This is a genomic window from Geodermatophilus marinus, from assembly GCF_003428645.1.
In the GTDB taxonomy this organism is placed as follows: Bacteria; Actinomycetota; Actinomycetes; order Mycobacteriales; family Geodermatophilaceae; genus Geodermatophilus.
This window is the reverse complement of record NZ_QVQH01000014.1, coordinates 1-13,601: the sequence shown is the minus strand read 5'-3', so window position 1 is coordinate 13,601 and position 13,601 is coordinate 1. Positions and strand designations below refer to the sequence as shown.

12 protein-coding genes and 1 pseudogene are annotated in these 13,601 nt (G+C 70.9%); 7 read left to right on the top strand and 6 right to left on the bottom strand.

The features are described 5' to 3' along the window. Positions 1-70 precede the first annotated feature (70 nt). Genes D0Z06_RS15455 through allB form a run of 6 tightly spaced genes read right to left on the bottom strand, consistent with a single transcriptional unit; the run spans position 71 to position 4,808 of the window. Positions 71-1,558 carry a nucleobase:cation symporter-2 family protein gene (locus tag D0Z06_RS15455; RefSeq protein WP_199522340.1) on the bottom strand — a complete coding sequence of 496 codons (1,488 nt, stop codon included), beginning with the start codon at positions 1,556-1,558 and terminating at the stop codon, positions 71-73. 34 nt (positions 1,559-1,592) lie between these two features. After that, complete coding sequence (pucL, locus tag D0Z06_RS15450) at positions 1,593-2,471, bottom strand: factor-independent urate hydroxylase (protein WP_117378443.1); 879 nt, start codon at positions 2,469-2,471, stop codon at positions 1,593-1,595. An 18-nt stretch (positions 2,472-2,489) separates the two neighbouring features. Further along, positions 2,490-2,822 carry a hydroxyisourate hydrolase gene (gene uraH / locus D0Z06_RS15445; RefSeq protein ID WP_117378441.1) on the bottom strand — a complete coding sequence of 111 codons (333 nt, stop codon included), beginning with the start codon at positions 2,820-2,822 and terminating at the stop codon, positions 2,490-2,492. Next, positions 2,819-3,343, bottom strand: coding sequence for a 2-oxo-4-hydroxy-4-carboxy-5-ureidoimidazoline decarboxylase (gene uraD / locus D0Z06_RS15440; RefSeq protein WP_233517721.1), 525 nt, complete (start codon positions 3,341-3,343; stop codon positions 2,819-2,821). The genes uraH and uraD overlap by 4 nt, the downstream gene beginning before the upstream one ends. Beyond that, positions 3,340-3,468 (bottom strand): hypothetical protein, encoded by a 129-nt coding sequence (locus D0Z06_RS26735; protein WP_255419350.1) that lies wholly within the window; start codon positions 3,466-3,468, stop codon positions 3,340-3,342. The genes uraD and D0Z06_RS26735 overlap by 4 nt, the downstream gene beginning before the upstream one ends. A 2-nt stretch (positions 3,469-3,470) precedes the next feature. Beyond that, entirely contained in the window at positions 3,471-4,808 is a 1,338-nt protein-coding gene (gene allB / locus D0Z06_RS15435; protein WP_117378439.1) for an allantoinase AllB, read from the bottom strand. 431 nt (positions 4,809-5,239) lie between these two features. Here allB and D0Z06_RS15430 point away from each other — a divergent pair, with 431 nt between their 5' ends. The 7 genes and pseudogenes from D0Z06_RS15430 (at position 5,240) to D0Z06_RS15400 (ending at position 13,329) form a co-directional block, all read left to right on the top strand. After that, a complete protein-coding gene (locus D0Z06_RS15430) occupies positions 5,240-6,055 on the top strand; it encodes a hydroxypyruvate isomerase family protein (RefSeq protein WP_117378535.1) in 816 nt (271 codons plus the stop codon). A 48-nt stretch (positions 6,056-6,103) separates the two neighbouring features. Further along, positions 6,104-6,985: pseudogene (locus tag D0Z06_RS15425) on the top strand (2-hydroxy-3-oxopropionate reductase); the annotation flags it as partial. Positions 6,986-7,052: 67 nt separating this feature from the next. Next, positions 7,053-8,843 (top strand): glyoxylate carboligase, encoded by a 1,791-nt coding sequence (gene gcl, locus D0Z06_RS15420; RefSeq protein WP_233517720.1) that lies wholly within the window; start codon positions 7,053-7,055, stop codon positions 8,841-8,843. 88 nt (positions 8,844-8,931) lie between these two features. After that, complete coding sequence (locus D0Z06_RS15415) at positions 8,932-10,065, top strand: glycerate kinase (RefSeq protein WP_117378433.1); 1,134 nt, start codon at positions 8,932-8,934, stop codon at positions 10,063-10,065. 4 nt (positions 10,066-10,069) lie between these two features. Then, positions 10,070-10,492, top strand: a complete 423-nt coding sequence (locus D0Z06_RS15410) for an allophanate hydrolase-related protein (RefSeq protein ID WP_117378431.1) — start codon at positions 10,070-10,072, stop codon at positions 10,490-10,492. Positions 10,493-10,546: 54 nt separating this feature from the next. Continuing rightward, a complete protein-coding gene (locus D0Z06_RS15405; protein WP_117378430.1) occupies positions 10,547-11,227 on the top strand; it encodes a GntR family transcriptional regulator in 681 nt (226 codons plus the stop codon). 302 nt (positions 11,228-11,529) lie between these two features. Next, positions 11,530-13,329, top strand: a complete 1,800-nt coding sequence (locus D0Z06_RS15400; protein WP_117378428.1) for an IS1634 family transposase — start codon at positions 11,530-11,532, stop codon at positions 13,327-13,329. Positions 13,330-13,601: the final 272 nt, after the last annotated feature.

Here is a 13,601-nt window from a genome sequence, read left to right as displayed (position 1 = left end):
GATGGGATCGGTGCGGGACCGTCGGGACGGTGGAGCGGCTATGAACGGGCCCGCTCCGCCGTCCCGCAGGTCAGTGGGCAGTGTCCGAGGCGCGACGCGTCGGCCGGGTCGGGGTCGGGTGGTCGGTGTCGGTGTGCTCGACGACGATCCCCTCGGTGTCCCCCTCGAAGGTCGTGCCGATCGCCGGCGCCTCGGCGAAGATCGGCCCCTCCTCGACATGCCCGCGCCGCACGTTGAACAGCAGGTTGAGCAGGATCGCGGTGATCGCGGCAGCGCTGATACCGGAGTCGAAGATGACTTCGAACCAGCTCGGGAAGGGCTCGTAGAACTCCGGGATGGCGATCGGGATGACCCCCATCGCCAGGGCGGCCGCGACGATCACCAGGTTGGCGTTGCCGTCGTAGTCCACCTTGCTCAGCGTGCGGATGCCGCTGGCGGCGACCGTGCCGAACAGCACCAGTCCGGCGCCGCCGAGGACGGGCAGCGGCACGACCGCCACGATCGCCCCGAGGACCGGGAAGAGCCCCAGCAGGAACAGGATGACGCCGCTCACCGCGACGACGAACCGGCTCTTGATCCCCGTCACGGCGACCAGGCCGACGTTCTGGGCGAACGCGCTGACCGAGAAGCCGTTGAAGACGCCGGCCACGGTGGTGGACAGCATGTCGGCCTGCAGGCCGCCGGTCACGTCGCGGCGGGTGAGCCGCTTGTCGACGACCTCCCCGATGGCCAGGATGTCGGCCGTCGTCTCGGTCATGATCACCAGCATCACGACGAGCATCGAGATGATCGCGCCGATGGCGAAGGTCGGCGTTCCGAAGTGGAACGGCGCGGTGAGCTGGAAGGGCGCGGCGTCGGCCAGGGCACCGAAGTTGGTGGCACCGAAGGGAATCGCCACCAGCGTGCCCAGCACCAGCCCGAGCAGGATCGCCACCCGGTTGAAGAAGCCGCCCAGGAAGCGGTAGATCAGCACGATGATAAGCAGAGTTGCCGCGGCCAGCCCGATGTTGCGCATCGAACCGAACTCAGGGCTGGTCGCCGGCCCGAGCGCCCACCGCATCGCCACCGGGAGCAGGGAGATGCCGATGACGGTGATCACCGTGCCGGTGACGACCGGGGGGAAGAACCGCAGCAACCTGGTGAAGAACGGTGCGAGGAGCAGCGCGATGGCGCCGGCGACGATGAGCGCCCCGAAGATCGCCCGCAGCCCCGCCTCGCCGCCCAGCGGGACGCCGATGGCCAGCATGGTGGAGACGGCTGCGAACGACGTCCCCTGCACGATCGGCAGCCGGGCACCGATCCGCCAGACCCCGATCGTCTGCAGGAGCGTCGCCAGGCCGGAGATGAACAACCCGGCGCTGATCAGGTAGGTGGTCTGCGCGGTGGTGAGCTCGAGCGCGGTGCCGACGATGATCGGCACCGCCACCACGCCGGCGTACATGCTCAGCACGTGCTGCAGGCCGTAGGCGACCATGGGTCCGGGCGGCAGCACCTCGTCCACGGGGTGCACGTCGGTCGTGGCTGCACCGGCGCGGCGCTTCTTGTTCCACAGGGCCATCGGTCTTCTCTCCTCGGTCAAGGGGTCGGTGCGGTCACCAGCCCTGACCGGGGTCGAAGGCCAGACCCGGGTCGGGGGCGTCGTCACGGCGGACGGTGGCCTCGATCAGGCCGTAGGGCCGGTCGTCGGCGTGGAAGACCTCGTTGTCGTTCTCCAGCCCGAAGCGGCCGAGGTCGTAGACGAAGTGGTGCTTGTTCGGCGCGGAGAAGCGGATCTCGGCGATCTCCGGCTGGTTCTCCAGCGCCGCGGCGCCCATCTCGTAGAGCGTGTGCTGCAGCGCCAGGCTGTGGTGGTTGGCGAACGTGTCCTGCAGGGCCTGCAGGACACCGTCGTAGGACTTGCCCCAGTCGACGTCCTCACCGGTGTGGTACCACTGCGAGACCAACGAGGTGGCCACGATCCGGTCGTGCGTGGGCTGCAGTGTCGTGTACCGGTCCTCGATGTAGCCCCAGAACTCCGCGTCGGTGGTCTTCAGCACGACCAGGTCCTTGACGCCGGAGACCACCCAGGTGGTGGAGCCGTCGTAGGTGACGGTCGCCGTGCGGACGTAGCGGCCGTCGCGGACGAAGGCGTGCGGGTTGCCCAGCCGTGCCCAGGGGTACATCTCGACCTTGACCCGCGCCCGGTGGATCGGCTCGGTGTTGTCGACGAAGTGACGGGCCAGCCGGATGCCGAACGACTCCGGCTGGCCGACGACGTCGTCCTCCTTGGCGAAGGCGTAGACGGTGTTCTTCTGCGTGTCGGTGGGCAGGATCGGGGTGTTGTCACCGGTCAGGTGGGGTGCGTCCTGGTCGCCGGAGAGCGCGACGCTGACGTTGTAGTCGACGATCTCGTGGGGGTCGCTGTCCCGGAAGACCCGGACGACCCGGTTCTCCGCCTTGCCGTACTGGTTGTGGCCGAGCACGACTGCCATGTGGATCACACTCCTTGTCTAGGAACCGCGGTAGGTGGAGAAGGCGTACGGGCTGAGCAGCAGCGGGACGTGGTAGTGCCGGTCGTCGGTGACGGTGAAGGCCACCGTCACCTCGGGGTAGAAGCCGGTCTGGCCGGTGGTCGCGAAGTAGTCGCCCGTGGCGAAGACCAGGCGGTGCGCTCCGGCGTCCAGGCCGTCGGGAGCGAGGTCGCGCAGCCGGCCGTCGGCGTCGGTGACCCCTTCGCCGAGCAGCTGCCACTCCTCCCCCACCCGGCCTTCGAGGGACACCCGCACGCCTGCGGCGGGCTGCCCGGAGACGGCGTCGAGGACGTGCGTCGACAGGGAGCTCATGCCTGCAGCGACCTCTCCAGCCGCAGCCGGGTGATCTGCCGCAGCTGCTCGGCGACCTCGCGCTGTTCGGTCTCGGGGTCGTTGCGCAGCCGCCGGCGGAGCTCGGTGAGCATCTCCGCGGGCGACCGGCCGGCCGCGCGGACCAGGAAGACCTGATCGAAGCGCTCCTCGTACGCGACGTTGCCCTCACGCAACGCGGCGCGGACCTCGGCGTCGGCGTCCTCCATGCCGGACTGCTCCTGCCGGGACCAGGTGGCCTCGGTGGACGAGCCGCCCACCCGCTGCCCGATGCGGGGGTGCGCCGCCAGCGCCTCGGCCAGGTCGTCAGGTCCGAGTTCCCCGATCACTCGGTCGCTGGTGGTCAGCAGTTCCTCCACGTCGGCGTAGGGCCTGCTCGCCACCATGCGGGCGACCCAGGTGCGAGCTGCGCAGCAGGCGGCCAGTTGTTCCTCGGCCTGATCAGCAGGCAGCGTGTTGAGTTCCTGGAGACCGGGGTGCAAGACGTCCACGGACCCGCTCACCGGGTACCTCCCGTCCGCAGGGAGTGGACTGCGCGGGAGAGCGCGTTCGAGTCGATCACCGGCCGGCCGGCGATGACGCCGTCGGCCGCCGCGACGCCGGGCTGCTCCTGGACATGGCTGGTCATCGTCACGCTTCTCCTCGGGTCAACAGGTGGCCCCGCGGTTGGTCACCGGCCAGCTCTCGGCCGCGCAGCCAGGTGCTGCGGACGACTCCGTCGAGCCGCCGGCCCGCATACGGGGTGATCGGATTGCGGTGGAAGAGCTTGGCGGGGTCGACGACGAAGCCGTCGTCCGGCGCGAAGACGCAGAAGTCGGCGTCGTGGCCGGGCTCGATGCGGCCCTTGCGCTGCAGCCCGACGAGCTGCGCCGGCCGCTCGGCCATCCAGCGCGTGACGTCGGCGAGGGAGAAGCCGCGCTGCCGCGCCTCGGTCCACACGTCGGAGAGACCGATCTGCAGAGAGGATATGCCGCCCCACGCCTCGGCGAAGTCGCCCAGGTCGAGCCGCTTGAGCTCAGGGGTGCACGGCGAGTGATCGGAGACGATGCAGTCGATGGTCCCGTCGGCGAGTCCCCGCCACAGCTGCTCGCGGTTGTCCGCCTCCCGGATCGGCGGGCAGCACTTGAACTGCGTCGCACCTCCCGGGATCTCCTCGGCCGCGAACGTCAGGTAGTGCGGACACGTCTCCGCGGTGATCCGGACGCCGTCCCGGCGCGCCTCGGCGATGAGCGGGAGCGCGTCGCTGCTGGAGAGGTGGAGGACGTGCGCCCGTCCGCCCGTGGCCCGGGTGGCCTCGATGACCCGGCTGATGGCGCGGTTCTCCGCCACCCGTGGCCGGGAGGACAGGAAGTCGCGGTAGTCCTCGCTGTGGAGGCTGGGGGCCCGCTCGATCTCGCCGCCGTCCTCGGCGTGGACGATGAGGAGCCCGTCGACGGTCCGCAGGACGCCGAGGTAGTCCTCGAGGTCCTCAGGACGCAACGGAGGGAACTCCTCGACGCCGGAGTGCACCAGGAAGCACTTGAAACCGAAGACGCCGGCGGCGTGCAACGCGGTCAGCTCCCCGAGGTTGCCGGGGACGGCGCCGCCCCAGAAGCCGACGTCGACGAAGCTCTGGTCCCGGGCACTCTTGCGCTTCACGTCCAGCGCGGCGACGTCGACCGTCGGCGGGATGCTGTTGAGCGGCATGTCCAGGATCGTCGTGACGCCACCGGCGGCAGCCGCCCGGGTCGCCGACGCGAAGCCCTCCCACTCGGTGCGGCCGGGTTCGTTGACGTGCACGTGGGCGTCGACGAGGCCCGGGAGGAGCACGACGTCGTCACCGAGCTCGACGACGCGCCCGCCCTCCAGGTCTGACTCCAGCGGCCCGACCGCGGCGATGCGCCCGTCGGTGACCCCGACGCAGCCGGCCTGCTCGCGCCCGGCCGTCACGAGACGGCGGGCACGCAGGACCGTGTCGTACCGGGCCACGACGCCTCCTGCTGCATGAGAAGTGGATGGTCCGAGGGGCGCTCGCGGGGCAAGCGACACATGGCGGGGGCTCGATGACGCGGGGCCGTGCCACAGTCCCGCCGGGCGGGTCGAGTCGCCCGTCCGTTGGCGAAGGACGCTAGGAGTGTCAATGTGACCGGGTCAACACGCGGTCCACGGATATACCAAATACTCTTCGGGTCGAAGAATGGGGGCCGCTCCTCCCGGAGGGGTATTCGATATATCTTCCCCGGGATCGGGATCGGTGCGGATTCCCCGCTTGACCGCGCCTGTCAGCGGGACTTACGGTCCTGGACAGCAATTCAGCCGCACGAATCCGCCCCCCGGCGACCCGACTCCTGGTGCCATTTCTGTACTCATGAGTCGGTCGTGCACTCGCTGACGAACCGATCAAACCCACGGAAGACGTGATGGTCGCTCGCAATCGCCGGTACGAGGTCAACTGCTCCATCCTGTTCACCGAGCTGTCCCTGCTGGAGCGCCCGGCGGCCGCGAGGGAGGCCGGCTTCGATGCCGTCGAGTTCTGGTGGCCCTTCCCTGTCGCCGTTCCCTCCGACGCCGACGTCGACGCCTTCGTCGGGGCCGTCCGGGACGCAGGTGTGCACCTGGCCGGGCTGAACTTCTTCGCCGGGGACATGCCCGCGGGCGACAGAGGGCTGGTGTCCTGGCCGGCGCGTTCCCAGGAGTTCCGGGACAACATCGACGTCACCGTCGGGATCGGTGAGCAGCTCGGCTGCCGCGCCTTCAACGCGCTCTACGGCAACCGGGTCGACGACGCCCCGCAGGAGGAACAGGACGCGCTGGCAGTGGAGAACCTGGCCCTGGCCGGCCGGGCCGCGAGCCGTATCGGGGGCACGGTGCTGGTCGAACCGGTCAGCGGCGCACCTCGGTACCCCTTGCGCACCGCGACCGACGCCATCGGGGTGATCGACCGCGTCGCCCAGGAGACCGGGGCGACGAACCTGGGCCTCCTGTGCGACCTGTACCACCTGGCGGTCAACGGTGACGACCTCGACCGGGCCATCGAGACCTACGGCCGGCGGGTCGCGCACGTGCAGATCGCCGACGCCCCCGGCCGGAACGAACCCGGCACCGGCGAACTGGACCTGCACCGCTACCTCGACCAGCTGGCGGCCGCCGGTTACGACGGCTGGGTCGGGCTCGAGTACAAGCCCAGCGGCGCCTCCGCCGACAGCTTCAGCTGGCTGCACCGCTCCGCCGCCTGAACCTCACCACCCCACGACCGCTCACCGCCCCGACACGGAGGAAGTGTTCCTATGACAACGGTCGCCTTCATCGGCTTGGGCATCATGGGTGCCCCGATGGCCGGCAACCTGGTCAAGGCCGGCTTCGACGTCATCGGCCACAACCGCAGCCCCGAGCCGGTCCAGCGGCTTGCCCAGCAGGGCGGGCGCGCAGCCGGCAGCCTCGCGGAGGCGGTGCGCGACGCCGACGTCGTCGTCACGATGGTCCCCGACTCGCCGGACGTCGAGGCGGTCACCATCGGCGAGGACGGGTTCTACGGGCTGGTCAAGCCGGGGACCCTGCACGTCGACATGAGTTCCATCCGCCCCGACGTGGCGAAGAAGGTGGCCGACGCGGGCCGGGAGCGCGGCGTGCGCGTCCTCGACGCCCCGGTGAGCGGCGGGGAGCAGGGCGCGATCGACGGCACGCTCTCGATCATGGTCGGCGGGAGCCCGGAGGACTTCGCCGACGGTCGGCCCGTCCTCGAGGCGGTCGGCAAGACGGTGGTGCACGTGGGTCCGGCCGGCTCCGGCCAGACGGTCAAGGCGGCCAACCAGCTGATCGTCGCGGGCACCATCGAGCTCGTCGCCGAGGCCATCGTCTTCCTCGAGGCCTACGGCGTCGACACCGAGGCTGCGGTCAAGGTGCTCGCCGGCGGCTTGGCCGGCAACGCGATCCTCGACCGCAAGGCCGCGGCGATGCTGCGCCGCGACTTCAAGCCCGGCTTCCGCATCGAGCTGCACCACAAGGACCTGGGCATCGTCACCTCCGCTGCCCGCGAGGCAGGAGTGGTCATCCCGCTCGGGGCGGTCGTCGCCCAGCTCGTCGCCAGCTTGAAGGCCCAGGGCGACGGCACCCTCGACCACTCAGCGCTGCTCAAGCTCGTCGAGCAGCTCTCCGGCCGCCACTGACCACCAGCATCCCTCAGCAGACGCGGGTCCGGCGATCGGACCCGGAGACAGGAGACACATGCCTCGCATGAGGGCCATCTCGGCCGCGGTGCAGATCCTCGAGCGGGAAGGCGTGACGCACGCCTTCGGCGTGCCCGGAGCGGCGATCAACCCGCTCTACGCCGCACTCCGCGAGAACGGCACCATCTCCCACGTGCTCGCCCGACACGTCGAGGGCGCCTCTCACATGGCGGAGGGCTACACACGGGCCAAGGCCGGCAACATCGGGGTCTGCATCGGCACCTCCGGGCCGGCCGGCACGGACATGATCACCGGGCTGTACTCGGCGTCGGGCGACTCGATCCCGATCCTGTGCATCACCGGGCAGGCACCGACGGCGCGGTTGCACAAGGAGGATTTCCAGGCCGTCGACATCGCCGCGATCGCCGCCCCGGTCACCAAGATGGCGATGACCGTGCTGGAGCCGGCGCAGGTCCCACGGGCCTTCCAACAGGCCTTCCACCTGATGCGCTCCGGTCGGCCCGGTCCGGTGCTGATCGACCTGCCCTTCGACGTGCAGATGGCCGAGATCGAGTTCGACATCGACGCCTACGAGCCCCTGCCGGTCTACAGGCCGCAGGCCACCCGCGCCCAGATCGAGAAAGCCCTCGACATGCTGGCCGGCGCCGAGCGGCCGGTGATCGTCGCCGGCGGGGGCATCATCAACGCCGACGCCGCCGACCTGTTGGTCGAGTTCGCCGAACTGGTCGACGTCCCGGTCATCCCGACGCTGATGGGCTGGGGCGCCATCCCCGACGACCACCGGCTGATGGCCGGCATGGCGGGACTGCAGACATCGCAGCGCTACGGCAACGAGAACCTCCTGGCCTCCGACGTCGTGCTCGGCATCGGCAACCGGTGGGCGAACCGGCACACCGGCGGGCTGGAGACCTACACCCGTGGGCGCACGTTCGTCCACGTCGACGTCGAGCCCACCCAGATCGGGCGGGTGTTCACGCCCGACCTCGGGATCGTCTCCGACGCAGGAGCGGCGCTGCAGCTCTTCGTCGGGGTGGCGCGCGAGCGCAAGGCAGCCGGCCGGCTCCCGGACCGGCATCGCTGGGTCGAGGAGTGCGGCGAGCGCAAGCGGACCCTGCTGCGCCGCACGCACTTCGACGACGTCCCGATCAAGCCACAGCGGGTCTACGAGGAGATGAACAAAGCATTCGGGAAGGACACCCGCTACGTCAGCACCATCGGCCTCTCCCAGATCGCCGGCGGTCAGTTCCTCCACGTCTACCGGCCCCGCCACTGGATCAACGCCGGTCAGGCCGGGCCCCTGGGCTGGACCGTGCCCGCGGCCCTCGGCGTCTGCGTCGCCGATCCAGAGGCCACGGTCGTGGCGCTGTCCGGCGACTACGACCTCCAGTTCCTGATCGAGGAGCTGGCCGTGGGGGCGCAGTTCAACCTGCCCTACATCCAGGTGCTGGTGAACAACTCCTACCTGGGGCTGATCCGGCAGGCGCAGCGGGCGTTCGACATGGACTACGCCGTGCAGCTGGCCTTCGACAACGTCAACTCCCCCGAGCTCGGCGGCTACGGCGTGGACCACGTCAAGGTCGCCGAAGGGCTGGGCTGCAAGGCGCTCCGGGTGCACGAGCCCGACCAGATCGGCCCTGCGCTGGAGGAGGCCAAGAAGCTGCTCGTCGAGCACCGCGTGCCGGTGGTCGTGGAGATCATCCTCGAGCGCGTCACCAACATCTCGATGGGCACGGAGCTGGACAACGTCGTGGAGTTCGAGGAGCTAGCCAGCAAGGGTGAGCACGCCCCCACCGCCATCTCCGCGCTCAACCTCGACAACATGCAGCTGCTCGACTGAGGAGGGCCCCGCTGCCCCGCCGCTCGCAGGCTCGCGACGGGCCCTGCAGCGGGGCCGTCCAGTCCGTCACCAGACCGAGGGAGGGCGCATGCGCGTCGTGGTAGCGCCGGACAAGTTCAAGGGCTCCCTGTCCGCGCCGCAGGTCGCCGCCCACCTGACCGCCGGGCTGGTGCACGCCGCCCCTGGCACCGAGGTCGTCCAGGTGCCGGTTGCCGACGGAGGCGACGGAACGCTCGACGCGGCGGTCTCCGCCGGCTACCGGCGGGTGCCGGTGTCCGCCCAGGGGCCCACCGGCGAACCGGTGGCGACCGCCTACGCCGAGCGGGACGGCAACGCCGTCGTCGAGATGGCCGACGTGTCGGGGCTGCGCCGGCTCCCCGGCGGACAGCTCGCCGCCCGCACTGCGTCGAGCTACGGCACCGGCGAGGTCGTCCGTACCGCACTCGACGCGGGATGCCGACGCATCGTGCTCGGCATCGGGGGCAGCGCGACCACCGACGGCGGCGCGGGGCTGGTCCAGGCGCTGGGCGGCCGCCTGCTGGACGCCGAGGACCGCGAGGTCGGGCGGGGTGGTGCCGCTCTCGCCGCCGTTGAGGTGCTGGACCTCTCCGGTCTCCACCCGGCCCTGCGGGATGCGGAGGTCGTCGTCGCCTGCGACGTCGACAACCCGCTGCTGGGGTCGCACGGCGCGGCGGCCGTCTACGGACCGCAGAAGGGCGCCTCACCCGACGACGTCGCAGAGTTGGACGCCGCACTGGCACGGTGGGCAGAGGCCGTGCGGGTGGCGACCGACGTCGACGCGGCGGACCGCCCGGGCGCCGGCGCGGCCGGGGGCGTGGGGTTCGCGGCGCTGGCCGTGCTCGGCGCGACGCTGCGACCGGGGATCGACCTCGTCCTCGACCTCGTCGACTTCCGTGCCGCGCTGCCCGGTGCCGGCCTCGTGATCACTGGCGAGGGCTCGCTGGACGAACAGACCCTGCACGGCAAGGCGCCCGCCGGCGTCGCCGCCGCCGCCCGCAGGGCGGGCGTGCCGGTCGTCGCCGTCGCCGGCCGCTCGCTGCTGGCTCCCGCCGACCTGGCGCCCACCGGGATCCGCGCCGCGTACGCGCTGACCGACATCGAACCCGATCCCGCACGGTGCATGAGCGAGGCGGGGGCCCTCCTGGAGCGGCTGGCCGCACGAGTCGCCGCCGACTGGGCAACCGACGACGACAATGAATGATCACGTGACCGCACCAGCTCGGTCCGAGGGGAGCCTCACCATCCCCCTCTTCCTCAACGGCGAGGGCATGCGTGGGGGTCGGGTGCACCCCAGCATCGCGCACTACACCTTCCTCGGCGAGGTGCAGACCGCTCCGCGCTACCGCGTCTACGCGGGCGAGGCCGGTTTCCCGGCTCTGTGGCCGGTCACCGAGGGTGGGATCTCGGTACCCGGGGATTTGTACGCGCTGCCGCTGGAGGCTGTCCGCGACGAGTTCATGCCGGTGGAGCCGCTGGAGCTCGAACTGGCCGTGGTCGAACCCGCCGACGGGTCTGCGAGCCTCGCCGTCCAGCTCCGCCCCGAGGTCCATGCCAGGGGCCCCGGCCTCGTCGACATCTCCGACCGCGGCGGCTGGCGCGCCTATCAAGCGAGCCGAGTGCAGCAATAACGGACCGGGGAGGGCACACTACCTGCCACGAACGCCAGCAGAGCGAGGTGGCAGGTGGTTACCACGTTCCGACCGCAGACCATGCAGGAAGCGGTCCTCCAGGAGCTGCGGCGCCGGATCCATGACGGGGAGCTGCGTCCGGGGACCGTGATCCGGGTCGATGCCGTGGCAGGAGCGCTGGGGGTCAGCCGGATCCCGGTCCGCGAGGCGCTCATGATCCTCGAGGGGGAAGGCCTGGTGACGCACCGGCCGCACGTGGGGTTCACCGTCCCCAGCCTCACCGCCGAGGAGCTCGAGGAGATCTACTTCATCCGCGCCATGCTGGAGGACGAGGCCCTGCGTCGGGCGCTGAAGAAGACCACGGACGCCGACCGTGCCGCAGCTCGAGAAGCGTGCCGAGCAGCTGAGGAAGCGCTCGACCACGGTCAGGTCAACGCCTTCAGCGACAGCGGCCGTCGTTTCCACGAGGCTCTTCTCGCCCCCTGCCGCATGCCGCGACTGCTCCGCCTGCTCGCGGGCCTGTGGGAAGCGACCGAGAGCTATCGGGCGGCAAACCTGCTGGACCGGGGCGGCCAGGAGATCCTGCAGGTCGAGCACCACGTCATGCTGGATGCCTTCCTCGCCGGTGACGAGCAGCGACTGATCGAAGCGGCGGAGCAGCACCGACAGCACCTGCTTGCCGGCGCCCAGCTCGGCACGTGTCCCACACCGGACACGCCTGCCGGCCAGCGTTGAGAGCACGGGCCAGGCTGGGCACCGCCCGTCGGCGCGTCTGGTGGCGCCGCGACTGGCGGGGACCGAGGCGGCGGGGCGTCCTGCGACGACCCTCCTGCTGCCGGCCGGCGACCGGGATCACCTGAAAGCCGATCCCGACCCAGCTCGCGTTCCGCAGCTGAGTGCTGTTTCTGGTGACGGGGATCGGCGTCTGTGCAGGTCAGGGTTCGGGCAGTCGGCGGCGGGTGCCGACTGGCCTAGTGACGGAGGCAGGTTGTTCACACGTTGACTGCCTGCGGCGATGGGCCCTAGCGTCTGATGACGTGTTCGTGCGTACGTCGACCCGCCGAAACTCGGCCGGCGTGCCGGTGCGCTACCTGCAGCTGGTGCACAACCGGTGGGACCCGGCGGCCGGGGCGGCGAAGATGCAGGTGCTGCACTCCTTCGGCCGCGAGGACCAGGTCGACCGGGCCGCGATCGAGCGGCTGATCGCCTCGCTGAGCAGGCTGCTCGACCCGGCGGCCGCGCTGCGTGCGACTGGGACCGCGGCGGCGCCGGAGCTGGCGTTCGTCTCCGCCCGGCCGCTGGGCGCGACGTGGGCGCTGGACGGGGTGTGGCGCTCCCTCGGCCTGGACACGCTGCTGGCCCGGCTGCTGGCCAGCACCCGCCGCGGCGAGCGGACCGAGCGGGTGATCTTCGGACTGGTCGCCGCCCGGGCGATCGAGCCGGGCAGCAAGCTGGCCACCGCCGCGTGGCTGACCCGGCGCACTCACATCGCCGGGCTCACCGACGGCGAGCACGGCACGGTCAGCGAGGACGAGTGCTACCGGGCGATGGACTGGTTGATCGAGGCCGCGCCGCAGCTGGAGCGCGAGGTGTTCTGGTCGGTCGCTTCGCTGCTGGACCTGGAGGTCGACCTGCTGCTGTTCGACACCACCAGCACCTACTTCGAGGTCGACGACGCCGACGAACCCGTGCTGCGCGACGAGCGCGGCCACCCCCGGCCCAACCCCCAGCCCGCCGCGGATGCCGGCGCCGAGGGCGAAGGCCGCGCCGAGGACGAGGACGAGGACGAGGACGCGGGGCAGCGGGCCGGGTTCCGCACCTGGGGCAAGTCCAAGGACTTCCGCGGTGACCTGCCGCAGATCGTGATCGGGATGGCCGTCACCCGTACCGGCATCCCGGTGCGGGTCTGGTCCTGGCCGGGCAACACAGCCGACTCCGCGCTTATCCGCCAGGCCAAGGATGATCTGCGGGAGTGGACCCTGGCCAAGATCGTGTGGGTCGGCAACCGCGGGTTCACCTCGGCGGCCAACCGCCGGGACCTGCGCGCCGGCGGGCACGGCTACATCCTCGGCGAGAAGCTGCGCTCCGGTTCCGCCGACGCGCAAGCGGCGCTGGCCCGCCCCGGCCGCTACCAGCAGGTGGCGGACAATCTGCAGGTCAAAGAAGTGAAGATCCGCGACGACGAGCGGTTCGTCGTCTGCTTCAACCCCGAGGCCGCCGACCGGGACGCCGCGGTGCGGGAGGTGATGGTCGGCAAACTCGAGCACCTGATCGCCGGCACCGACCGGCTGTCGGCGACCAGACGCGCCGAGCTGGCCGGAAGGATCAGCATGATGCCCGGTCCGGCCCGCTACCTGCGCCGCACCAGCGGCGGGCTGCTCCGGGTGGACAAGGCCAAGGTGGCCGCCGAGGCCAAGCTGGACGGCAAGTACCTGCTGCGTTGCTCGGACCCGACCATGACCGCCGAGGACATCGCGCTGGGCTACAAGCAGCTCGTCTCCGTCGAACGCGGCTGGCGAGACCTCAAGACCCACCTCGAGCTGCGCCCGGTCTACCACCGGCTCGAGCACCGCATCCGCGCCCACGTCCTGCTCTGCTGGCTGGCCCTGCTCCTGGTGCGCATCGTGGAGACCCACACCGGGCGCACCTGGGCGACCGTGCGCGAGGACCTGCACGACCTGCAGGTCGGGCTGTTCACCGGCCCGGCCGGCACCTTCACCCAGACCAGCGAGCCCACCGCCGCTACCAAGAGGCTGCTGGCCGCCCTGGACGTGGCCCCGCCGAAGAAGATCCTTCAGCTCACCCCCGCCACCCCGCCCGGCCAGCAACCCGACTGACCCGCTGACCAGGGCGTTCCCGACCGCCTAGTGACACGATCCGTCACCGCTGCAACGGGCATACCTGCACGTCAACCCGCAAATTCGCGTCACTATAGTGGGCCGCTGCTGCGGAACCCGAGCCCAGCTGCACTGGCCAACGTGTTGTCGACGACGCCTGAAAACTGACCCCCTCGCGACGGTCGAAAGTTGACCCCCTCCCGAGACCCTGGCTCGAGCCGAGCCGGGGAGGGACGAGGTGCTGGCAGTGGAGGACTGGGCGGAGATCCGCC